This is a genomic window from Paenibacillus macerans, assembly GCF_050565405.1.
GTDB classification, from domain to species: Bacteria; Bacillota; Bacilli; order Paenibacillales; family Paenibacillaceae; genus Fontibacillus; species Fontibacillus macerans_B.
On sequence record NZ_JBNYYG010000003.1, the window covers coordinates 87870 to 111720 of the forward strand.

At 55.4% G+C, this 23851-nt stretch carries 21 protein-coding genes and 1 other annotated feature; of the genes, 18 read left to right on the forward strand and 3 right to left on the reverse strand.

What is annotated here, in order from left to right:
* The 7 genes from ACQ4N8_RS03815 (at position 1) to ACQ4N8_RS03845 (ending at position 7068) form a co-directional block, all read left to right on the forward strand.
* Positions 1-693: a YggS family pyridoxal phosphate-dependent enzyme gene (locus ACQ4N8_RS03815; RefSeq protein WP_430702998.1), complete on the forward strand. Its 693-nt coding sequence runs from the start codon at positions 1-3 to the stop codon at positions 691-693.
* Positions 693-1142, forward strand: a complete 450-nt coding sequence (locus ACQ4N8_RS03820; protein ID WP_430702999.1) for a cell division protein SepF — start codon at positions 693-695, stop codon at positions 1140-1142. The genes ACQ4N8_RS03815 and ACQ4N8_RS03820 overlap by 1 nt, the downstream gene beginning before the upstream one ends.
* A gap of 7 nt (positions 1143-1149) precedes the next feature.
* Entirely contained in the window at positions 1150-1422 is a 273-nt protein-coding gene (locus ACQ4N8_RS03825; RefSeq protein ID WP_430703000.1) for a YggT family protein, read from the forward strand.
* A gap of 13 nt (positions 1423-1435) precedes the next feature.
* Complete coding sequence (locus ACQ4N8_RS03830; protein ID WP_430703001.1) at positions 1436-2218, forward strand: RNA-binding protein; 783 nt, start codon at positions 1436-1438, stop codon at positions 2216-2218.
* A 177-nt stretch (positions 2219-2395) separates the two neighbouring features.
* On the forward strand, positions 2396-2902 hold the full coding sequence (locus ACQ4N8_RS03835) for a DivIVA domain-containing protein (RefSeq protein WP_430703002.1): 507 nt from the start codon (positions 2396-2398) through the stop codon (positions 2900-2902).
* Positions 2903-3073: 171 nt separating this feature from the next.
* Positions 3074-3404: a binding site (T-box leader), on the forward strand.
* 61 nt (positions 3405-3465) lie between these two features.
* Positions 3466-6561: an isoleucine--tRNA ligase gene (gene ileS, locus ACQ4N8_RS03840; RefSeq protein WP_430703003.1), complete on the forward strand. Its 3096-nt coding sequence runs from the start codon at positions 3466-3468 to the stop codon at positions 6559-6561.
* Between the two features lie 156 nt (positions 6562-6717).
* Complete coding sequence (locus ACQ4N8_RS03845) at positions 6718-7068, forward strand: DUF5665 domain-containing protein (protein ID WP_430703004.1); 351 nt, start codon at positions 6718-6720, stop codon at positions 7066-7068.
* Here ACQ4N8_RS03845 and ACQ4N8_RS03850 read toward each other — a convergent pair.
* Positions 7055-7792 carry a TraR/DksA C4-type zinc finger protein gene (locus ACQ4N8_RS03850; RefSeq protein WP_430703005.1) on the reverse strand — a complete coding sequence of 246 codons (738 nt, stop codon included), beginning with the start codon at positions 7790-7792 and terminating at the stop codon, positions 7055-7057. The two genes, ACQ4N8_RS03845 and ACQ4N8_RS03850, sit on opposite strands and share 14 nt — an antisense overlap.
* Positions 7793-8004: 212 nt before the next feature.
* Between ACQ4N8_RS03850 and lspA the strand changes: the two genes are divergently transcribed.
* The 11 genes from lspA to ACQ4N8_RS03905 all read left to right on the forward strand — a co-directional run bounded on the left by lspA (position 8005) and on the right by ACQ4N8_RS03905 (position 21510).
* Entirely contained in the window at positions 8005-8502 is a 498-nt protein-coding gene (gene lspA / locus ACQ4N8_RS03855; RefSeq protein ID WP_430703006.1) for a signal peptidase II, read from the forward strand.
* On the forward strand, positions 8499-9446 hold the full coding sequence (locus ACQ4N8_RS03860; RefSeq protein WP_430703007.1) for an RluA family pseudouridine synthase: 948 nt from the start codon (positions 8499-8501) through the stop codon (positions 9444-9446). The genes lspA and ACQ4N8_RS03860 overlap by 4 nt, the downstream gene beginning before the upstream one ends.
* A gap of 146 nt (positions 9447-9592) precedes the next feature.
* A complete protein-coding gene (locus ACQ4N8_RS03865) occupies positions 9593-10846 on the forward strand; it encodes an LL-diaminopimelate aminotransferase (RefSeq protein ID WP_430703177.1) in 1254 nt (417 codons plus the stop codon).
* 663 nt (positions 10847-11509) lie between these two features.
* Entirely contained in the window at positions 11510-12055 is a 546-nt protein-coding gene (gene pyrR / locus ACQ4N8_RS03870) for a bifunctional pyr operon transcriptional regulator/uracil phosphoribosyltransferase PyrR (RefSeq protein WP_430703008.1), read from the forward strand.
* 1 nt (position 12056) lies between these two features.
* A complete protein-coding gene (locus ACQ4N8_RS03875; RefSeq protein WP_430703009.1) occupies positions 12057-12968 on the forward strand; it encodes an aspartate carbamoyltransferase catalytic subunit in 912 nt (303 codons plus the stop codon).
* 78 nt (positions 12969-13046) lie between these two features.
* Complete coding sequence (locus ACQ4N8_RS03880) at positions 13047-14354, forward strand: dihydroorotase (protein ID WP_430703010.1); 1308 nt, start codon at positions 13047-13049, stop codon at positions 14352-14354.
* A gap of 254 nt (positions 14355-14608) precedes the next feature.
* Positions 14609-15745, forward strand: a complete 1137-nt coding sequence (gene carA, locus ACQ4N8_RS03885) for a glutamine-hydrolyzing carbamoyl-phosphate synthase small subunit (protein ID WP_430703011.1) — start codon at positions 14609-14611, stop codon at positions 15743-15745.
* Positions 15746-15749: 4 nt separating this feature from the next.
* A complete protein-coding gene (gene carB / locus ACQ4N8_RS03890) occupies positions 15750-18962 on the forward strand; it encodes a carbamoyl-phosphate synthase large subunit (RefSeq protein ID WP_430703012.1) in 3213 nt (1070 codons plus the stop codon).
* A gap of 401 nt (positions 18963-19363) precedes the next feature.
* Positions 19364-20131, forward strand: a complete 768-nt coding sequence (gene pyrF / locus ACQ4N8_RS03895; protein WP_430703013.1) for an orotidine-5'-phosphate decarboxylase — start codon at positions 19364-19366, stop codon at positions 20129-20131.
* 3 nt (positions 20132-20134) lie between these two features.
* Positions 20135-20779 (forward strand): orotate phosphoribosyltransferase, encoded by a 645-nt coding sequence (gene pyrE / locus ACQ4N8_RS03900; protein WP_430703014.1) that lies wholly within the window; start codon positions 20135-20137, stop codon positions 20777-20779.
* Positions 20780-20856: 77 nt separating this feature from the next.
* Positions 20857-21510 carry a hypothetical protein gene (locus ACQ4N8_RS03905; protein WP_430703015.1) on the forward strand — a complete coding sequence of 218 codons (654 nt, stop codon included), beginning with the start codon at positions 20857-20859 and terminating at the stop codon, positions 21508-21510.
* Here ACQ4N8_RS03905 and ACQ4N8_RS03910 read toward each other — a convergent pair.
* Positions 21484-21999 carry a copper amine oxidase N-terminal domain-containing protein gene (locus ACQ4N8_RS03910; RefSeq protein WP_430703178.1) on the reverse strand — a complete coding sequence of 172 codons (516 nt, stop codon included), beginning with the start codon at positions 21997-21999 and terminating at the stop codon, positions 21484-21486. The two genes, ACQ4N8_RS03905 and ACQ4N8_RS03910, sit on opposite strands and share 27 nt — an antisense overlap.
* A 243-nt stretch (positions 22000-22242) precedes the next feature.
* Positions 22243-23844: an S-layer homology domain-containing protein gene (locus tag ACQ4N8_RS03915; RefSeq protein WP_430703016.1), complete on the reverse strand. Its 1602-nt coding sequence runs from the start codon at positions 23842-23844 to the stop codon at positions 22243-22245.
* Positions 23845-23851 lie beyond the last annotated feature (7 nt).

Consider the following 23851-nt stretch of genomic DNA (forward strand, 5'->3'; position numbering starts at 1 on the left):
TTGTCGCTGAAGGAACGGATAGATCACGTAGAAGCACGAATTCAAGCGGCCTGCGAGCGCAGCGGACGAAAACGCGAGGACGTACATATCGTTGCCGTAACCAAATATGTCCGGGCGGATTCGACGCGCGCCGTCCTGGAAGAAGGGATCGGGCATATCGGAGAGAATCGCCCCCAGACCGCCGTTCCCAAATGGGAAGCGCTTGGCGGACAAGGAGTCTGGCATTTTATCGGCCATTTGCAGAGCAATAAGGTCAAAGACATCATCGGGAGATTTCAATATATTCATTCGCTGGATCGGCTTTCCTTAGCCAAGGAATTGGAGAAGCGGGCGGAGGCGCTGGATACGACGATCTCCGCGTTTGTACAAGTCAACGTCTCCGGCGAGGCCTCGAAGCAGGGCATTACGCCGGAAACGGCGGCGGAGTTCTTACGGGAGACGGCCGGATTATCCCGGGTTAAAATCATCGGACTAATGACGATGGCTCCCATCGAGGAAGATCCGGAGCGGACAAGACCGGTCTTCCGGCGGCTCCGCGAGCTGCGCGACGAGTTGAACGCGCTGGGCGTTGCGAGGGAACCGCTGACGGAATTGTCGATGGGCATGTCGGGAGATTTCGAAGTGGCGATTGAGGAAGGGGCGACATGGGTGCGCCTCGGCACGCTTTTAGTGGGGAAAGGGGAAGTGACGTAATGGGAGTAATGAACCGGTTCATGAACTTTCTGGGGCTGCAGGAAGAAGAAGAGATCGTGGAGCGCGAAAGATTTTCGGGTCAGGAAGATACGGAAATTGAAACCCCCAGCTTTGAATCCCGTAAAAATCAGAGAGGAAACAACGTGGTCAGCATTCACTCCCAGAAGAATGTGAAAGTAATCCTCTACGAACCGCGCTCCTATGACGAAGCGCAGGAAATCGCCGATCACCTGCGTTCCCACCGGTCGGTCGTCGTCAATTTGCAGCGGGTCCGCAACGATCAGGCGATGCGCATCATCGATTTCCTAAGCGGTACGATTTATGCGCTGAGCGGAAGCATATCCAAAGTGGGTAGCAATATTTTTCTGTGCACGCCGGATACGGTCGAAATCCAGGGATCCATTACGGAAATACTGACGGAGGATCCCGATTACAACAGAATGAGGTGAGGACAGCTTGGTAAGCACAATAGATTCCATCGTATGGCTGCTGTACAACATTTATTTTTACATGATCCTGGTGTATATTCTCATGTCTTGGGTGCCTAACGCCCGGGACAGTTTTATCGGCGAGCTTCTTGGAAAGCTGGTTGAGCCTTATTTGGCCCCGTTCCGCCGGTTTATCCCGCCCATCATGGGGATGATCGACATTTCCCCGATCGTGGCGCTGTTTGTCTTGCGTCTTGCTGCGGTGGGGCTCAGCAGCGTATTGATTTATATTTTCGGGTAGCGTGAAATTTAGGATGAGAGCGGATATTTATGAGCATTTCAAGCCGGAGGAGCGTCCTTTCGTGGACCGGGCTTGGGAATGGGTCGTTAATGCCGGGGAATACCATGAAGTCAAACGCAGCGACTTCCTGGATCCGCGGCAATGTTATATCCTGGAGTCTTTGGCCAACCGTCATCCGGATGTTGCGGTTCGGCTGGACGGCGGATACGAAGGGGCGGAACGAAAGCGGGCGCTGGTTGCACCGGATTACCGGGATCTGGGCCAGGAACCGATGGGGATGAAGGTGCTCGCCATTACTTCGGGGGACCAGAAATTTATTTCCCTTCAGCATGGCGATTATTTGGGGGCGATTTTGGGACTCGGGCTCAAACGCGATAAAATCGGCGATATTCATGTTCGCGAGGATGGGTGCCATGTCCTAATCGCCGAGGAGATCGCTTCGTTTCTTCAGCTCAACCTTCATCAGGTACACCGGATCGGCGTCATGACGGAGGTGTTGGAGCCGGAAGAGCTGAGGACGACGGAGAAAGAGCTGGAGCCGCTGGATTTGACGGTGGCTTCCTTGCGTTTGGACGGGATCGTCGGCGACGTATTTCGGATAAGCCGCAGCAAAGTGCTGGTTCCGATAAAAGCCGGCCGCTGCCGGGTGAACTGGCGGACGGAGGAGGATCCCTCCAAGCCGTTGAAGGCCGGCGATGTCGTGGCCCTGCAAGGGTTCGGGCGTTTTAAAGTGCTGGAAACGGACGGGCTGACCAAAAAAGGGAGGCATCGTGTCAAAATCGGTAAATTTGTGTGATGCCCTTTGCAGGAGATGGCGGATTCTTGTCGAATAAGATAGTTCGAACTGTTTCCTGAAGTGCTGTGAATATGTAACGACCACGTCTTCCCGCTTAAGTGCGAGTTCAATGATCAAAAGTTGATTTTCTGAACAACCTCTTTAAGGGAAGTTTCGAAATTTTAGGAGGTGGGGATCATGCCATTAACGCCGCTGGATATACATAACAAAGAGTTCTCCAGACGTATTCGCGGTTACGACGAAGACGAAGTCAACGAATTTCTCGACCAGGTGATCAAAGATTACGAGATTGTGATCCGGGAGAACAAGGAGCTGCACAACCAAATGCTGACCTTGCAGGAGAAACTGGATCATTTCGCCAATATTGAAGAGACCCTCAGCAAGACGATCATCGTCGCGCAGGAAGCGGCCGATGAAGTGAAGAACAACGCCAAGAAAGAAGCGCAACTGATCGTCAAGGAAGCGGAGAAAAACGCGGATCGGATCGTGAATGAATCGCTGTCCAAATCGCGAAAAATCGCCATGGAAGTGGAAGAACTCAAAAAACAGGCTTCCATCTACCGAGCGCGGTTCCGCACGCTTGTGGAAGCCCAGCTCGACCTGCTTAGTAGCGACGGGTGGGATACGCTGGAAACCCGCGAACGCGCCGCCGAGAAAAGCCACGAGGTGCAGGAGCTGTACTAACACACTCTTTGGCTTCAGACCAATAAATGCGAACGCCATTTGATCGATCCCGGATCGGGAGAATCAAGTGGCGTTTGGGTTTGCGAAGGATAGGGCAAGGCGTATGGCCCGATGTTGACATGGGGACGACAAATACGTTATAACTATTTACATACTGTAGTTGCATAACGAAATGATTTGATGATGGGAACCAGTACGCCGCGATTTTGTTCCTCAGAGAGTTGGCATCCTGCTGAAAGCCAATGTGCAAAGCGCGACCGAATATCATCCCGGAGAAGCAAAGCCGAAATTCTGCTATAATGAAAATTCAAAAATCGATTTTTCAGCACCGTGACCAAAGTCCGATTTTTGAATATTCTCTAGTAGGTTTTGCCGGTTGTCGGCCGTTATACCGACCCCATATGAAGCGTATGGGATCAAGGTGTCATGCCATGCTGCGGCGAAGCCGGCTTTAACGTGCATGAAACAAGGGTGGTAACGCGAGCTAGGTCTCGTCCCTTAGAGGGACGGGGCTTTTTTTGTTTTCCATGATTGAACCTTAAGAAAAGGAAAGGAAGAGACGCATGAAGAAAGTCGATGTCAAAGAAAATGCCCGCACGCGCGACCTGCGGATCCTGGACAAATGGAGCAAGGAAAATACGTTTAAGCGGAGTATCGAGAACCGGGAGGGCCGGCCGAATTACGTGTTCTACGAAGGGCCGCCGACCGCGAACGGGCTGCCGCACATCGGCCACGTCCTTGGGCGCGTCATTAAAGACTTCGTCGGCCGTTACCAAACGATGAAGGGATACCGCGTCGTCCGCAAAGCGGGCTGGGATACGCACGGCTTGCCGGTCGAGCTTGGCGTGGAGAAGGAGCTGGGGATTTCCGGCAAGCAGGAAATCGAGAAATACGGCATTGAGGAATTCGTCAAAAAATGCAAAGACAGCGTCTTCGGCTACGAAAAGCAGTGGCGCGAGTTTACCGAGGCGATCGCCTACTGGGTGGATCTCGACGATCCGTACATCACCCTGAACAACACTTACATTGAAAGCGTTTGGAACATTCTTGCGACGGTTCATGACAAAGGCCTGCTGTACCGCGGGCATCGCGTCAGCCCGTATTGCCCTTGCTGCCAAACGTCGCTGAGTTCCCACGAAGTGGCGCAGGGCTACGAGGATGTCAAGGACCTTAGCGCTACGGCCAAATTCAAATTGCACGATACCGGCGAATACGTCCTCGCCTGGACGACCACGCCTTGGACGTTGCCGGCCCATGTGGCGCTGGCGATGAATCCGGACATGGAATACGCCAAGGTGAAGCAGGAGGACGGCGTCTATATCGTCGCCAAGAACCTCGTTGAGAAAGTGATGAAGGGCGAATATACGATCCTGTCCACGCACAAAGGCTCCGAATTCGTTGGCAAAACCTATACGCCGCCGTTCAACTATATCAAAGCCGATAAAATCAACGTGATCGTAGGCGCTTCGTTCGTTACCGATGCCAGCGGTACGGGGATCGTGCACATGGCGCCGGCGCACGGCGAAGACGACTACCGGGTTTGCCGCGAGAACGGGATCAGCTTCGTCAGCGTCGTGAACGGCCAGGGACGTTATACGGACGAGGTAAGCGATTTTGCCGGCCGGTTCGTCAAAGATTGCGACCTGGATATCGTCAAGACGTTGTCGGAGCAAGGGTTGCTGTACAGCAAGGAAAAATACGAGCACAGCTATCCGTTCTGCTGGCGCTGCAAATCGCCGCTACTATACTATGCCATGGAGAGCTGGTTCATCGAAACAACGGCGGTCAAAGATCAGCTGATCGCCAATAACAACTCGGTCGAATGGTATCCGGGCCATGTGCGCGAGGGCCGCTTCGGGAAATTCCTCGAAGAGCTGGTCGACTGGAACATCAGCCGCAATCGTTATTGGGGCACGCCGCTGAACGTATGGGTTTGCCCGGATTGCGGCGGGCAGTTTGCGCCGCACAGCCTCGCGGAGCTTCGCGAGCACGCGGTCGATCATGTAAGTGAAGACCTGGAGCTGCATAAGCCTTACGTGGACGAAGTGAAGGTCCGCTGCCCGCATTGCGAAAGCGGGGTAATGGAGCGGACGAGCGAAGTGATCGACGTCTGGTTCGACAGCGGCTCGATGCCGTTTGCGCAGCATCATTATCCGTTCGAAAACAAGGATACGTTCGAAGAGCAGTTCCCGGCGGACATGATTTGCGAAGGAATCGACCAAACGCGAGGCTGGTTCTACAGCTTGCTGGCGGTATCCACGCTGTTCACGGGCAAGGCGCCGTATAAAGCCGTCATCGCTACCGGCCACGTGCTGGACGAGAACGGGCAAAAAATGTCCAAGTCGAAAGGCAATGTCATCGACCCTTGGGAAATCATCAAAGAATTCGGCACCGACGCGTTCCGTTGGGCGTTGTTGTCCGACAGCGCGCCGTGGAACAGCAAACGCTTCTCGAAGGGGATCGTCGGCGAAGCCAAATCCAAAGTAGTCGATACGCTGGTCAACACGCATGCGTTCCTGACCTTGTATGCCGGCATCGACGGCTATAAGCCGGAGGAGCATGCTTACCGTCCATCGGAGAACAAGCTGGACCGCTGGATCCTGTCTCGTCTTAACAGTTTGATTCCTGTCGTCGACAAGGGGCTGGCGGTCAACGATTTCGTGGGTGCCGCGCAGGCGATCGAAGGCTACATCGACGAGCTGAGCAACTGGTATATCCGCCGCTCGCGCGACCGCTTCTGGGGCAGCGGCCTCGGCGAAGACAAATTGTCCGCGTATCAGACGCTGACCCATGTGCTGCTGACCGTATCCAAGCTGATCGCGCCGTTTGCGCCTATGATCGCCGAAGATATTTTCACCAACCTGGGCGGCGGGGAGAGCGTTCATCTGGCCGATTATCCGCAAGCCGACGAATCGCTCGTCGATCCGGCTCTGGAGAAAGATATGGAAAGCGCGCGGCAAATCGTCGAGTTGGCCCGCAACGTCCGGAACGAGACCGGCATCAAAACGCGCCAACCGTTGTCCAGCCTGATCGTGTCCATGGACCGCGCCTTTGCGGTAGGCGAATATGAGGAAATCATCAAGGAAGAGATCAATGTCAAGGCGATCGAAATCGAAACGAACGACAGCGGATTCGTCGATTTCACGTTGAAGCTGAACCTGAAGGTGGCCGGAAAGAAATACGGCAAAAACGTCGGGTTCCTGCAGGGGTACATGAAGAACCTGGCCGCGGAAGAAACGCGCGCCATCGTCGATAACGGCAAGTTTACCGTGACCTCGCCGGAAGGCGAAGAGCTGACGGTAACGGCGGATGAATTGCTTATCGAAAAGCAGGCGAAGCCGGGATTTGCTTCCGCTTCGGGCTATGGTCTTACCGTAGCGCTCAATACGGACATCACGCCGGAGCTGGAGCAGGAGGGCTGGGTGCGCGAAGTGGTCCGAGCGGTACAGGATACCCGCAAAAAGCTCGATCTGCCGATCGAGAAACGGGTTCACCTCACGCTGGATGTCGACGATGAGCTGCAGGCGGCGATCCGGGCTTTTGAGCAAGTCCTGCGCGAGAACGTGTTGATCACGGACGTGGCCTTCGGCGTTGCGGGGGAACGGGCGGAGAAGGTGGATCTCGGCAGCAAAACGATCGAAATTTCGATCGACGCCTGAGCTATCTGCGAAAACGGCTGTATGGTCCCAATCCGGGAAGGCCATAATAGAAGTAATTGAAGTAAACGAGCCTCTGGGTCTCCTTGTCGTGCAGGAGCCGGGCTCGTTTGTGTTTTGCAAGAGATCACTTATGGCAAGGTAAAGGATGGGGTGTAGATGACTCGTCGCAAAACGGCTGCCGAAACGCCGGTGGAGGATTTTCCCGAAACGCCGGAGGAGCAGATGAAGGCCGTGTACCGCCTAACCCTCAACTGGACCAGGCAGCTGGAAAAATCGCGGATCGCCGAATATACCGAGCTGCTGAACCGTCCGTGGCGCCTGATATGGCTTAACATCCTCTCCGGTACCGCCCGGGGGGTCGGCGTGGCGATCGGCTTTACTTTTTTTGCGGCAACGATCATTTATGTGCTTCAAGTGCTTGGCGCGCTGAACCTGCCGATTATCGGCGATTACATCGCGGACATCGTGCGGATCGTGCAAAGGCAGCTGGAGCTTAATACTTATTAGATCCGGTTCCCAGCGAATCCTCGCTTTCCAGATGCTCGGTGGCACTCATATGTTTGCGGTATATGCCGTTTCGGTAAAAACAAACGTTCTTGCCATAGATGTCCGTGGCAACGAAGGTTTCGTAGGGCTCCACGAAGCCGTCGAGCTCCGAAGAGGCCTCGATCTCCATGTCGTTGTAGTCGTCGATTTCCGAATCTTCAGCCATGGCTGGCGAATTCGAGGTCCCGAAGCTTTCGACGATCTGCCAGGCATCCTCGCCGTCGAAGCCGTTTTGATCGTCCCTCTCGTCGAGGCTCGTTCGTCCGAACGGCGGGGATAAGAACAGCTCCTCCACCGGCCGTTTGGCAGAGACGAACGTCTGCGGGCTATGATCCACGCAATAGGCGGTTTCCGGGATGGCGCTGAGGCGGTCAAAGGCGATCGGCTTTCCGCAAGTCGCGCAGTACCCGTAGCTGCCGTCCTCGATCCGGTCAAGGGCATCCTCGACGCGGGCCAAATGCAGCTCATGGTGCTCGGCGAGGGCCAGATCTTTGCCCCGTTCATATACCTCCGAGCCCAGATCCCCGGGATGGTTATCAATCGGGCTGAGTTCGTTCGTATTGTCGCGCATCGATTCGTTCATTCCGTAGTGATCGTTTTCGGACAAACGCTCGCTTAGCGCGGCCTGCGCTTCCTTCAGTTTCGCGGTAAGCTGCTGAAGCTGATCCTTCGTCAAATGCGGCATAAAGGTTGCTCCTTTCCTTCCTGGTGCTTGGCGTTGTTTGAAACGGTCTCTCATAGCGGTATTTTGCGCAAAACCATGACGAAATACCTAAGGAAAATCCTCTCGCGCATGGACGGGCCAATTCCGGCTGTGCTACAATATACAAGGCTTAGAAGTGGATAATCCTGCCGGGATTTTAGCGGCAGGAAATGAAGAACGAGGTGACTTGCCACGTGGTATATTTTTTGATTGCATTGATTGTTTTTTTAATTGACCAAGGCACGAAATATTGGATTGCCGCCGGACTTGAGATCGGGGAACAGATCCCGGTCATCGGCAACTTTTTCTTGATAACATCCCACCGGAACCGCGGTGCGGCCTTTGGCATTTTGCAAGACCAGCGGTGGTTTTTTATCGTGGTGACGACCGTGGTCGTGGTCGGGATTATCTGGTATCTGCTTAAAGTGAGAAAGCAGCCGAACAAGCTGCTGCCTACGGCGCTTGCCCTGGTGCTCGGCGGGGCCATCGGCAATTTCCTGGACCGCGCCGTCAGCGGCGAAGTCGTCGATTTCCTGATGTTCAACTTCGGGACGTACACGTTCCCGATCTTTAACGTGGCCGATTCCTGCATCGTCATTGGGGTTGCTTTGATCATCCTCGATTCGCTGCTGGAGATCCGCAGGGAGAAGCAAGCCGCGCCGGCCAATCAGGAGCATGAGGAAAACGTATGAAACCGGATAAGCTTTATGAAGATGGCGAAGACGAGAAGCTCGAGTGGGTGGCCGATGCGGCCGACGCGAAAGAGCGCATCGATAAATATGCAAAGGCAAGGCTGGGGGAGGATATTTCCCGTAGTCAAATCCAGCTGTGGATCGAAGCCGGGAACCTGGTCGTTAACGGGGCAGCGGTCAAAGCAAATTACAAGCTGGCCGAAGGAGATACGGTTTCGTTGACGGTTCCGGAGGCGGAAGCGGCGGAAATCGTGCCGGAGGACCTTCCGCTGGATATTTACTATGAAGACGGCGACGTGATCGTCGTCAACAAGGCGCGCGGCATGGTCGTTCATCCGGCGCCGGGGCATGCCTCGGGGACGCTGGTGAATGCGCTGATGTTCCACTGCAAGGATCTGTCCGGCATCAACGGCGAACTGCGGCCCGGCGTCGTCCACCGGATCGACAAAGATACGTCGGGGCTGATTATGGCTGCCAAACACGACAAGGCCCACGCATCGCTGGCTGCACAGTTGAAGGCGCATACGGTAACGCGGAAATATTTCGCCTTGGTGCACGGCAACGTCAGCCACGATCAGGGCACCGTGGACGCTCCCATCGGCCGCGATCCGCATGACCGCAAAATGTATACGGTGATCGAACGGGGCAGCAAGCACGCCGTCACGCATTTTCAAGTGGCGGAACGGTTCGGCGACTACACATTATTGGAGTTGAAGCTGGAAACGGGACGCACGCATCAAATCCGCGTGCATATGAAGTTCATCGGCCATCCGTTGGTGGGAGACCCGATTTACGGGCGCAGCAAAGGGATCAAGATGGACGGGCAAGCGCTGCATGCCGCGGTTTTGGGCTTCGAGCACCCGACCGACGGACGTTATCTGGAGTTTAACGCCCCGATTCCGGCAGATATGGAGCATGTACTGCAGGCGTTGCGCAACCGTTAAACCAGACACGAGTTGTTCGCCTCCAGGAGACAGCTTGATCAAAAAGTACAAACGATCAGGTAATTAATCCATTCTCTATTGAAGGCTCTTCGATCATATTAAAAAGGTGAATTTCTTTTATGATTACGAAGGAGATGGATACCACTATGGGTACGGTGAATGAACAAGAAACTTACATTCAGCAACAGTTCGCGGAACGCATCGGCGGGGCCAACTACGGCAAAGATACCGCTATTTATAAATTTGAGAAGATCAAACGCGCCAAAGCGGCGGCGAAGAAGGATTTTCCCGACGTCGAGTTGATCGATATGGGCGTCGGCGAACCCGACGACATGGCGGATGCCGGCATTGTGGCCAAGCTGGCCGAAGAGGCGGCGAAACGCGAGAACCGCGGATATGCGGATAACGGGATCGCCGAGTTCAAGGAAGCGGCGGCAAAGTATTTGCATGACGTGTTTGGCGTAGAAGGGATTGACACGGCAACGGAGGTCGTTCACTCGATCGGCTCCAAGCCGGCGATTGCCATGCTGCCGTCCTGCTTTATCAATCCGGGCGATATCACGATCATGACCGTACCGGGTTACCCGATCATCGGGACGCACACGAAATATTTGGGCGGCGAAGTATACACGGTGCCGCTGACGGAAGAAAACCACTTCCTGCCGGATCTGGACGCCATTCCGGAGGACGTTGCCCGCAAGGCGAAGCTGATGTATTTGAACTATCCGAACAATCCGACCGGAGCTAGCGCGACGAAGGAGTTTTTTGCCAAAGTCGTGGACTGGGCGAAAAAATACCATGTCGTGATCGTGCACGATGCACCGTACGCGGCGTTGACTTATGACGGGCTGAAGCCGCTAAGCTTCCTGTCCGTGCCGGGCGCGAAGGATGTGGGCGTCGAGTTGCACTCCCTGTCCAAATCGTACAATATGACGGGGTGGAGAATCGGCTTCGTCGCCGGGAACCCGCTGGTCGTGAAAGCGTTCAGCGACGTGAAGGACAACAACGATTCCGGCCAGTTCATCGCGATTCAAAAAGCGGCGGCATACGGCCTGGCCCATCCGGAAATCACGGAGAAGATCGCCGCCAAATATTCACGCCGCCACGAGCTGCTGGTGAATGCGCTCAATGAACTCGGCTTTAAAGCGAAGAAACCGCAAGGTTCGTTTTTCCTCTACGTTCAGGCGCCGAAAGGCGTGGAAGGCGGCCCGGCGTTTGCGACGGCCGAGGATTTCTCGCAGTACCTGATCCGCGAGAAGCTGATTTCCACGGTGCCTTGGGATGACGCCGGGCATTATGTCCGCTTCTCCGTGACGTTTATCGCCGACGGCGAAGACGAGGAGCGTCGCGTCATTTCCGAGATCAAACGCCGTCTGGGCGATTTGAAGTTTGTTTTCTAAATCGATAAATCATGAAGAAGCTGTCCTGAGGCCTATATGGCGTTGGGACAGCTTTTTTATGTGTTTTGGGCCAGCCGCGGGGAGTAGGGGATTTATGCGCTAACGGACAATGCAAAAACGGCAATAAGGGCGCATTTTACTCGGGAGGCGAGTGGGGTTGGGTAGGGGATGTCAGACGTGACTTTTTATGCAAAGCTCATACAGGGTCCCCCCTGGTATTGTCTGCTGAGAAAGTGTTTTTATATAAGCAAAACCAAGGGATAAGCCGGCAAAAAACGAGGTTGAATAAATATAACATCAAATGTATAATTATTAGCAGCAAGGATCACAGCAGAATTCCGCAAGGGAGGTTGAACGAACCTCGGCTTCGGGAGCGCATGCTACCTGTGCAAGGTGTCTTGACAGGCTAACCTCATTCTGTCATAATTCATGTAAATCAATAGCACCTTTAATTCAGTCCCGTGAGGCTGGCAAGGTAACGTGAATGGGGATTCAGGGCAGACTATGCTTATTTCGGGCAAGTCTGTCCAGGACCCACGTGACAGTCATGGTTTAAACTGTGACTAGAGACTCCTTGCCTGGATCTGGCAAGGAGTTTTTTTATGCGCCCATCACGGACCGAATACGGGGTGACCATCAATCGTCCTTAAGGAGGCCATAGCTGTGAGCACCGAAAATCATGTCATTATGGATGAAACGGCGATTCGGAGGGCACTAACGAGAATTGCGCACGAGATTTTGGAAAGAAACAAAGGGATAGAAGGCTGCGTCCTGGCCGGCATCAAGACGAGAGGCGTGTACCTTGCCCAACGGTTGGCGGAGCGCCTGGAGAGCATTGAAGGCAAGGCGATCCCATGGGGAGAGTTGGACGTCACGTCCTACCGGGACGATAACGAGGATTCGGTACGCGGAGCGCACAAAGCGACATTCCCCGTATCGATCCAGGGCAAGAAGATTATCCTGTTCGACGATGTGCTTTACACCGGACGCACGATTCGGGCCGCGATGGACGCGATCATGGATTGCGGCCGTCCGGAATCGATTCAACTGGCGGTCCTGGCCGACCGGGGACATCGAGAACTGCCGATCCGGGCCGATTACATCGGCAAAAACGTGCCGACTTCGCGTTCGGAAGAAATCGAGGTATTGCTTCAAGAGCATGACGGCACCGATCTGGTTCGCATCCTGCACGCACGGGAGGGGAACTAAGATGGCGATGACGACAACGGCAGTCAAGGAACGCAGTCTCCTCGGGTTGAAGGATCTGAGCGCAGCGGAGATCGCCTCGATCCTCGATCGGGCGGCCTACTGGGACGCCAGAGAAGAGAAGATGATTCCGGTTTTGCAGGACCGGTTCGTAGCCAATATGTTTTTTGAAAACAGTACGCGCACCCGGTTTTCGTTTGAAATGGCCGAGAAGCGGCTGGGCGCCCAAGTGCTCAATTTCGCGGCGGCAGCCTCCAGCGTGGAGAAGGGCGAGTCGATTTACGACACGGTCCGCACGCTGGAATCGATGGGCATCGACGCCGGCGTGATTCGCCTGAAGCCGATCGGCATGCTGGAGGAGCTGGCGCAGAAAGTATCGGTGCCGCTCGTCAATGCCGGGGACGGCAACAACGAGCATCCGACGCAAGCGCTGCTGGACCTGTACACGATGAAACAGCATTTCGGCGAACTCGGCGGATTGAAGGTGTCGATCATCGGGGACATCAAGCATAGCCGGGTCGCCCGCTCCAACCTGTGGGCGCTGCAACAATTCGGGGCCGACGTGAAGCTATGCGCCCCGGAGAACATGCAAGCACCGGAGCTGGCCGCCTATGCGCCATATATTTCGATGGAAGAAGCGCTGTGCGCCGACGTGGTGATGATGCTCCGGGTTCAATTGGAACGCCATGCCGGAGGCATCCTGAAATCGGCGGAGGAATACCGCTTGCAGTACGGCCTGACTGAAGAGAGAGCCGCGAAGCTGGCGCCGCATGTCTTGATCATGCATCCCGCTCCGGTCAACCGGGGCGTAGAAATCGACGATGCGGTCGTCGAGCATCCGCAGTCCCGGATTTTTAAACAGATGCAGAACGGGGTGCCCATCCGCATGGCCGTCATGGAACGGGCCTTGCGGTAAGCGATGAAAGCCCCGCGTCAACGATAACGGACTCATTTTCCATATCACGTACTTAATCAAGCGGAGGGTGAACATGCTATGCGGCTGGTCGTAATCAATGCGAATATTTTGAACGAACAAGGGGAACAGGAGCTATCCCAAATCACGATACAAGACGGTTTGATTGCCCGAATCAAGAAGGCGGAAAGCGCCGAACGGGTGAAGCCGGACGCCGAAACCCAGGTGGTGGATGCCGGAGGCAAGCTGGTTACGCCGGGATTCATCGATATGCACGTGCATCTGCGCGAACCGGGCTTCGAGCATAAGGAGACGATCGAAACCGGCTCGCGTTCGGCGGCGAAGGGGGGATTCACCACGATCGCCTGCATGCCGAACACGCGGCCGGTAACCGATAACCCGGACACGGTCCGATTCGTGAAGCAAAAAGCGGAGGAAGCCGGCCTGGTGAACGTGCTGCCTTACGCGGCCATCACCAAAAGCGAGCTGGGCCGCGAGCTGACGGACTTCGCCGCGTTGAAAGAAGCCGGAGCCATCGGATTTACCGACGACGGCGTAGGCGTACAAAACGCGCAGATGATGAAGGATGCCATGAAGCTGGCGGCCGGGCTGCATATGCCGGTGATCGCCCACTGCGAAGACAACTCGCTGGTGGAAGGAGCACCGGTGGCCGAAGGGGAATTCGCCCGGAAGCACGGCTTGAAAGGGATCCCGAACGAGTCGGAGGCGATCCACGTCGGACGGGATATTTTGCTGGCGGAAGCGACCGGGGTTCATTACCATGTGTGCCACGTCAGCACGGAACAGTCGATCCGGCTGATCCGCCAGGCGAAACAAATCGGCATCAACGTGACCGCGGAGGTATGCCCGCACCATCTGATTTTGGCGGAGGAGGACATTCCGGGGCTGGACGCCAACTGGAAAATGAACCCGCCGCTGCGTTCCCGCCGGGACGTGGAGGCTTGCATCGCGGCGCTGGAGGACGGCACGATCGACATCGTGGTAACCGACCATGCTCCGCATAGCGAGGAAGAGAAAGCCAAAGGCATGCAGTTGGCGCCGTTCGGCATCGTCGGTTTTGAAACGGCCTTCCCGCTGCTGTACACCAAGTTCGTGGCGGAAGGCCGCTGGAGCCTAGCCATGCTGGTGCAGCGAATGACCGCGGATCCGGCTCGCGTCTTCGGCCTGGAGGCCGGGCGCCTGACCCCGGGAGCACCAGCGGACCTGACGATCGTTGATTTGGACGCGGAGCGTACGGTCGATCCGGCCGGATTCGCCTCGAAAGGGCGCAACACACCGTTCGCCGGCTGGAAGCTCAAGGGTTGGCCGGCAGCCACGATCGTCAAGGGAAAATTGATTTGGTCCGATGCGTTGGAACTAGCCCAATAATGGGCGCTTGTGAATATAGTATTTGAGCTATTCGAACTACCGCTTTCAATAAAGGTTCAAAAAGTCAGGTTTGGAGCACCGAGAAGGTTGGATGAAACTAGGGACGGAAGTAGCGGAGCGTAGACAGATCTACGTGAGCAACGGAAGGCCCGGTTGAATTCAAGATTCGACGTCGAATCTTCATCCTTGAGTCCGCTTCGTGATAGAAAGATGATTTTTTGAACTACAGCTAATGCGTAAAGGAGTGCTGCAGGATGCAGGCAAGATTATTGTTGGAGGACGGCACGCTGTTTACCGGAACCTCGTTTGGAGCAGAAGGGGAAAAGACCGGTGAAGTCGTTTTTAATACGGGAATTACGGGATATCAGGAGGTTTTGTCCGATCCGTCCTACTGCGGGCAAATCGTCACGATGACCTACCCGCTGATCGGGAACTACGGCATTTCACGCGACGACTTCGAATCCATCGCCCCATCGATCCACGGCTTTGTCGTTCGCCGTTACGAACCGACCCCGAGCAATTGGCGGGCGCAATACAATTTGGGCGATTTGCTCAAGGAATACGGCATTTCCGGGATTACCGACATCGATACGCGCATGCTGACGCGCTTGATTCGCCATCAGGGGACGATGAGAGGGATATTGACGACTTCGGCGAAACCGCTCGAGGAGTTGCAGGAAATGATGTTGGCCACCAGCATCGAAGAGCTTCGCAACCAGGTAGCGCAAACCTCGACGAATCACGTATATAGCAGTCCGGGTTCGAAGGAACGGATCGTGCTGGTCGACTTTGGAGCAAAAAGCGGCATTTTGCGCGAGCTGAACAAACGGGATTGCGATGTCGTGATCGTGCCTCATGATACGACCGCGGAGGAAATCCGCCGCTTGCATCCCGACGGAATTCAGCTGTCCAACGGCCCTGGGGATCCGAAAGACGTGCCTTATGCGGCCAAGATGATCGCGGAGCTGCTCGGCGAGTATCCGATTTTCGGCATCTGCCTGGGTCATCAGCTGTTTGCCCTGGCCTGCGGCGCCGATACGGAGAAGCTGAAATTCGGTCATCGCGGCGGCAACCATCCCGTGAAGGAGCTGGAATCCGGCCGCTGCTACATTACCTCGCAGAACCACGGCTATACCGTAAACGAAGCTTCCATTGCCGGAACGGAATTGGAAGTCACGCACATCAACAATAACGACAAGACCATCGAAGGTCTGAAGCATAAGAAGTACCCGGCTTTTTCGGTGCAATACCATCCCGAGGCGGCGCCGGGCCCGTACGACAACAGCTACCTGTTCGACCGGTTCGTCGAAATGATCCGCGAGCATAAACGGCTGCATCCGCAAAAGCCTCGTCAGGCCGAACTGATGGCCGCTGCGAAAGGAGAACTGTAAATCCATGCCGATCAAAAAAGACCTAAAGAAAATACTCGTCATCGGCTCCGGACCGATCGTCATCGGCCAGGCTGCCGAATTCGACTACGCCGGAACGCAGGCCTGCCAAGCGCTGAAGGAAGAAGGCGTGGAGGTGGTGCTGATCAACAGCAACCCGGCGACGATCATGACCGATACGAATATGGCCGACAAGGTGTACATCGAGCCGATCACGCTCGAATTCGTTACGCAAATCATCCGCCAGGAGCGGCCGGACGGATTGCTGCCGACGCTCGGCGGCCAAACCGGCCTGAACATGGCGGTGGAACTGGCCCGCGCGGGCGTGCTGGAGCGCGAAAACGTGAAGTTGCTCGGCACGCAGCTGACTTCGATAGAAAAAGCGGAAGACCGCGACCTGTTCCGGGAACTGATGCGCGAGCTGGAGCAGCCGGTGCCGGAAAGCACGATCATCACTTCGTTGGATGAAGCGCTGCAGTTCGCCGCAGAGATCGGTTATCCGCTGATCGTGCGCCCGGCCTACACGCTGGGCGGCACCGGCGGCGGGATTTGCGCCACGGAAGAGGAACTGCGGGAGACGGTGGCTTCGGGGATCCGCTACAGCCCGATCGGCCAATGCCTGGTCGAGAAGTCGATCGCCGGCATGAAGGAAGTCGAATACGAAGTCATGCGCGACGCCAACGATAATTGCATCGTGGTCTGCAATATGGAGAACTTCGATCCGGTGGGCGTACATACCGGCGACAGCATCGTCGTGGCCCCAAGCCAAACGCTCTCCGATCGCGAGTACCAGATGCTGCGCTCGGCTTCGCTCAAAATCATCCGCGCCCTGAACATCGAGGGCGGGTGCAACGTGCAGTTCGCGCTGGATCCGCAAAGCTTCCAGTACTACGTCATCGAAGTGAACCCGCGGGTCAGCCGTTCGTCGGCGCTCGCCTCCAAGGCAACGGGGTACCCGATCGCCAAAATGGCAGCCAAAATCGCGCTCGGCTATACACTGGACGAGATCGTCAACCCGGTTACGGGGCAGACGTACGCTTGCTTCGAACCGACGCTTGATTACATCGTCAGCAAAATCCCGCGCTGGCCGTTCGATAAATTCGTCCATGCGAACCGCAAGCTGGGGACGCAGATGAAAGCGACCGGCGAAGTGATGGCTATCGGCCGGACGTTCGAGGAGTCGATCCACAAAGCGGTCCGCTCGCTGGAGATCGGCACGCATCGCCTGCATCTCAAAGGCGCCGATAAGCTCGATGACGAAACGCTGAATACGCGGTTGATCAAAGCCGACGACGAGCGGCTGTTCCTGATCGCCGAAGCGTTCCGCCGCGGCTACAAGCTGCAGGAAATCCACGACCTGACCGGGATCGATTGGTGGTTCCTGGACAAAATCGAACGTCTGGTCGAATTCGAGAAGCGGATCGCGGGCGAAGAGCTCTTTTCCTACGAAACGCTGTATGAAGCGAAGCGCCTGGGTTTCACCGACCGCTCGATCGCCGAGATCCGCGCGGCGGGCCAGCCGATGGGCACGCACCTGACCGAAGCCGATGTTCGAAGCTTCCGTAAGGAGCATCACCTGCGTCCGGTCTACAAGATGGTCGATACCTGCGCGGCGGAGTTCGAAGCATCCACGCCGTACTACTACTCGACGTACGAGACGGAAAACGAAGTGATCCAATCCGGCAAAGAGAAGATCGTGGTCCTGGGCTCCGGTCCGATCCGCATCGGGCAGGGAATCGAATTCGACTACTCAACGGTTCACGCGGTCTGGGCGATCCAAAAAGCGGGCTACGAAGCGGTGATTATCAACAACAATCCGGAGACGGTATCCACCGACTTCAATACGTCGGACCGCCTCTACTTCGAACCGCTGTTCTTCGAAGACGTCATGAACGTCATCGAGGAGGAGAAGCCGGTCGGCGTCATCGTCCAGTTCGGCGGGCAAACGGCGATCAACCTCGCGGCGCCGCTGCAAGCGGCGGGTGTACGGATCCTGGGCACTTCGCTGGAGAGCATCGACGAAGCCGAAGACCGCAAGAAGTTCGAAGCGCTGTTGTCGAAGCTGGGCATCGCCCAACCGAAGGGCCGCACGGTCACCTCGGTCGAAGAGGCGGTGGGTACGGCGCAATCGCTCGGCTACCCCGTGCTGGTCAGACCTTCGTACGTACTCGGCGGTCGGGCGATGGAGATCGTCTACTCCGACCGCGAGCTGCTGAGATATATGGAAGAAGCGGTGAACATCAATCCGGAGCATCCGGTACTGATCGACCGCTACATGCTGGGCAAAGAGGTTGAAGTCGACGCGATCTGCGACGGGGAAACGGTACTCATCCCGGGGATCATGGAGCATATCGAACGCGCGGGGGTTCACTCCGGCGACTCGATCGCGGTTTATCCGCCGCAGCATCTGTCCGCCGAACTCAAAGAGAAAATCGTCGAGATCACGATCAAAATCGCCCTCGAGCTGAAAACGGTCGGCCTCGTCAATATCCAATTCGTCATTTATAAAAACGAAGTATACGTTATCGAAGTCAACCCGCGGTCATCGCGGACCGTGCCGTTCCTGAGCAAGGTAACGAACATCCCGATGGCGAACGTGGCTACGCAGTGCATTCTCGGTACGAAGCTGAGCGATCTCGGCTACCGGGACGGCCTGTGGCCGGAAAGCAACCAGGTGGCGGTCAAAGTGCCGGTGTTCTCCTTCGCCAAGCTGCGCCGCGTCGAGCCGACGCTCGGCCCGGAAATGAAATCGACCGGCGAAGTCATGGGCCGCGATCCGCAATATGCCAAAGCGCTGTACAAAGGGCTGATCGGCGCTGGCATGAAGATTCCTTCCACCGGCGCGATCATCGCAACGGTAGCCGACAAGGATAAGCAGGAAGCGGTGGAGCTGCTGCGCGGCTTCTATCGCCTCGGCTACAAGATCATCGCCACGGACGGCACGGCCTCCGCGCTGATCGAAGCGGGCATTCACGTGACGACCGTTTACAAGCTGTCGGAAGGCGTGCCGAACATTCTGGACTTGATCCGGAACGGGGAAGCGCACTTCGTGATCAATACGCTCACGAAAGGCAAAGAGCCGGAACGCGACGGCTTCCGCATCCGCCGGGAAGCCGTGGAGAACGGCGTCGTCTGCATGACCTCGCTCGATACGGTCCGCGCGCTGCTGGAGATGCTGGAGACCATCAACTTCTCCTCCCAAGCCATGCCATCCCTGTAGCGGAAGTTCAAAAATCGGCTTGCGAAGATACAGGAAAGAGTGGATGTCTAGGTATCAGCCTCCTTGTATCGCCAGAAAAGCAAGCTAACGGACACCAGCAACGCTATTGACCCGCTTTTGGGCAGTTTCCGATTCTAACGGTCCGAGGAGCCTTTATTTCGGACAAAATCAGCCAAATGGCCGCCATGAGAGCCCAATAAGGTCTCTGGAGTCCGTTACAGCGGGAAATCGTCGGGAAATGGGTGAATAAGGTCTTTACGGTCCGTTAGGTTAAGCCACGCGGTACCAGGCGTCCCTAGCTCATCCAACCTTCTCGGTGCTGAAGACTCGATTTTTGAACCTTATTATAACTAACTACCATTAAGACATAACTACACTTAAGCGGCGGCTCGGAAGCAAACATGCTTCGGAGCCGCAAACATGACTGGAGGAGAGCGGATTTGCGTTCATTTGAAGAGGCGGCCGGACGGCTGATCGTCGGGCTGGACTTCCCGGATGCGGAACAAGCGAGAAAGCTGCTGAAGGAGCTCGAGGGAATTCCTTGCTATATGAAGGTGGGGCTGCAGCTTTTTTACGCGGCCGGGCCGGAGTTTATCCGCGAGTTGAAGCAGCAGGGATACTCCGTTTTTCTCGACGTGAAAATGCATGACATCCCCAACACGGTCAAGGGCGGGGCGAACAGCGTAACGAAGCTTGGGGTGGATATGTTTAACGTGCATGCGGCGGGCGGGTTGGACATGATGAAATCGGCCAAGGAGGGGGCGCTTGCGGCTTTGGAAAGCGACCCTTCCCTGCGCTTGCCGAAGCTGATTGCGGTGACGCAACTGACGAGCACGAACCAACAGACGCTAAACCGGGAAATCGGCATTCCGGGAACGGTCGAAGCCTCCGTCGTCCATTACGCGGAGCTTGCCCGGGAAGCCGGCTTGGACGGGGTCGTCGCTTCGCCTTTGGAAGTGACGGCGGTCAAGGAGCGGTGCGGACAAGCCTTCATGACCGTAACCCCGGGGATTCGCCCGGCAAACAGCGCCTTGGGCGACCAGTCGCGCACGTTGACCCCGGGCGAAGCGATGGCGCAAGGAACGGACTATATCGTCGTCGCCAGACCGATCATCGCCGCCCCGAACCCCCGCGAAGCGGCGGAACAAATCATTAAGGAGATGATGTAAGCCATGCCGAATACCCAATCCGTTGAATTTAAAATCGCCGGCAGTCTGCTGGAGATCGGAGCGGTAGCGCTCCGTCCGCATCAGCCGTTCACCTGGACCTCGGGCATCAAATCGCCGATTTATTGCGATAACCGTCTGACCATGTCGTACCCCGCCATCCGCGACCAAATCGCAGAATCGTTCGCGTCCTTGATCCGCGAAGCGTATCCGGACGCCGAGGTCATCGCAGGAACGGCGACAGCCGGCATTCCGCACGCCGCATTTGCGGCGCAGAAGCTGGGACTGCCGATGGCGTACATCCGCGACAAAGCCAAAGGGCACGGCAAGGAAAATCAAATCGAAGGCTTGATCAAACCGGGACAAAAGGTGGTCGTGATCGAGGATTTGATTTCCACGGGCGGCAGCTCGCTGAAAGCGGCCCTGGCGGTGCGCGATGCGGGCGCGGAGCCGCTGGCCGTGCTGGCGATCTTCAGCTATCAGCTGGACAAAGCGGTACAGGCGTTTGCCGAGGCCGACGTTCCGCTGCAAACCTTGTCCAACTATACGGCGCTGATCGACGTCGCGATCGAACGCGGCGAGATCAAGCCGGAAGATCTGGCGCTGCTGCAATCATGGCGGCAGGATCCGGCATCGTTCGGGAACGTGTAATTTTATATCCGGTTAGCAGAAAAGCAGCCTTTTCATAACGAATAGGGCTGCTTTTTTGTATTCGAAGGTACCAGTAAGTGGAAAACTTCCAAACTATTTATGAGTTTTTGATCATACCAATTTGGGCATCGATATTCGCAGACCCAGGTATGCTTGTATTTACGAGACTCCCTATTAGCGAGCAGGGTAAGTATGTAGACGAAACTAAATATGGAAGCCAGATTCCGTCAGGATCTAGAATCGCGGGCAATTACCGTTACGACTCTAGTGATGAACTCTGGCATTTCAATTCTTGTACGACAGGATATTTTGGTGTTAATCAGAGTGGTGATGATGTATTAGTCACTTCTGGTCATTGCAAAGCGCTTGGGACATCACCTAGTGCTTGGTATCAACCTAACTTCAATACAGAAACGATTGGGGATTTTACTTTTAGAACTTCTTCATCGGGAGATGGATCTGATGCAGCATCAGACGCCGGATATATCACGTTGAACTCAAAATATAGCCCGCGTGCAAGAGTACCATATCCCTCACCAACGAATATGGCAATGATTACTGGTGTATACGTAAGTGATACACCAGGCGATACTATTTATGTAAGAGGTTCGTCAACCGGGGAACTTCTATCTGGTACAATTAAGTATTCAAATGTGGATATTTATTGGGGATCGGATGGATATGGCTATAATAGCAATGAGGTTTTAGCCCAAGGTTATACTTCTGGATGATTTTCCAGTTTCCATTGCCGATTTAATGTGTGCTGCGGTTCCGGGAAAGCGCTCTACAGGAAATTCGATTATAACTGCCTTTATAGCTTGCTCAGCAGAACGTATAGTGCCTTCCCGCATATATCCATCATAACTGACCATGCCTCCGAGTGAATCGCCCACAAAGCGTAAGGGAACGAATACTCTCCCGTTTTTTACGATGGTTTTTTCAGTTAAGTAAACCCTCTTGTCGTTAACGGTAGCAAAGTCCATTCCGACGGTCAACTTGATGATAGTGTCACCACGAACAGCTTCGATGTCCTTGCCGTTTACGGTCAACGACGCTTGAAGTGCCTCAAATATCCCGCGAAGCGGTACCAATACGCTATCGTTAACAATTAGTGGTGGTTGATCTGTATTTTTCCGTCTATGATTACAGTGATTGGTCCAGTTGTAGACGCGGCGGCTTGACTTACCGATACTAAAAACGATATCGCTAGTAGAAGTAATACAAACTTCCTCATGCTACACCTCCAGTGTCTTGATCCGGGAACTTATGTAACCCAGATTTCCCCCTCTATTTTTTAACGTTAAACAAAATGGATTTGTTGCATTTTTTTCTAATTTTTGCTTACCCTTGCCTACCAGTCCATTTTCATGATCTAAAAACGAAAAAAGACCACTCGTAATGTTAGCCAAATCTTTACTTTACGAATGGTCTTTATGTTACTCGTCGCGCAGAGCCGAAATCCATTAATTAAATTTATACTCCGCATATTTCTCCGCATTCTTCAAGCTTGTCCAGACGTCCGTCGACTCGCCGCCGATATGCCAGTAAGCGTAACCCGCGATGGCCCGCTCCGAGCCCAGCCGGAACTTTGCCGACAGGGAGCGGGCGTCCTCCAGCCAAATCCGGTGCTTCGTGCCGGATTTCCAATATTCCATCGTGTATTGAGCGGCTTCCGCGTTCCATTTCGGAACGGCCCCGTACGCGCCGATCCGTTTGTTTTGTTCCGGAAGGGAGATATCCTCCGACGACAGCGTCGACCCCTGGCCGTTCAGGCTCCAGTCCCGCGTATACAGCGGCATGCCCAGGATCAACCGGTCTGCCGGCACTTTGGCGAGCAGCTTGTCGAGGTGCTTTTGCACCCAGCCGAGCGAGGCCACCGACCCGGCCTTATAGCCGCTCCAATGTTCATCATAGGCCATGATGACCAGGTAGTCGGCGCTTTTGGCCAACTCAGCGTAGTTGTAAGCATCCGACCAGTCGCTGCCGAGATCCGGCGGCAGATCGACGGATAGGACCGCCGAGACGGAATGCAGCTCCTTTGCAAGCTTGGCGATGAAGCCGGTGTACAAATCGCGGTCGGAGGCTAGCACATTCTCGAAATCGACGTTAATCCCATGCAGCCCGTATTTTTGTACGAAAGACTTCAGGCTCTGTATCGCATCCGACGAGAGGGTGCTGGAAGCTAACATTTTGTGCGTCGTTTCCTGATCGAATCGATTCCCGACCATGGCCCAAACCTGTTTGCCGTTATTTTTGGCCCACGTGACCAGGGAGGGGACGGTGGAATCGGAAATTGTACCGGTGCTTTCAAGAAAATACCATCTCGGCGCCAGCACGTTCACGTTCGATTTCAGCACGGATTGCTGATAGGCCTCGGTCAACTGCCCGTATTGCCAGCCGATCTGGATGAGCGGGCTCGCGCTTGCCGCAATCGCGCCGGTCCAACGCACGTCCTGCAGCAGACGGTCGAGGATGACGGCGGTCTCCTGACGGGTGATCGATTGCGTCGGGTGGAACTTGCCGTCGCTGCCTTGCATCAGTCCGAGCTCCGTCACGGAGCCTATGTAAGGCTTGGCCCAAGCGGCGGCTATTGCATCATCCTTGTAGCCGTAAGGCTCCACAGGCGCCGTGGCCGTTTGCTTCAGCGCCCGCACGATCCAAGCGGCCGCCTCCTGCCGGGTCAACGGCTGATTGGGGTTAAAGATCCCGCCTCCCAGGCCTTCGGTCAAGCCGAGCTCGGTAGCCGCTTGAACGGTCCCGTAATACCAATCGGTTTTCCGAACGTCCGTGTACGCAGGCACGGCGGATGCAACGGGCTCCACCTTGAATAACCGCATTAACGTCGTCATGAATTCCGCGCGCGAAATCGCCCGGTTCGGCGAAAACAGCGATGCGGAAGTTCCTTTCATCACGTCGATGTCATTTAGCCGGATAATAGCGTTTCTAGCATAACTGTCCGATATATCATCATAGGGGAGCTGATCGGCAGCGGCCGGTTCTTGCCGGTAGAGGAAGTTGGTAGCTACCAGAGCGGCCATGAGCAGGATCGGTATCATTTTTTTCATGAAGTAG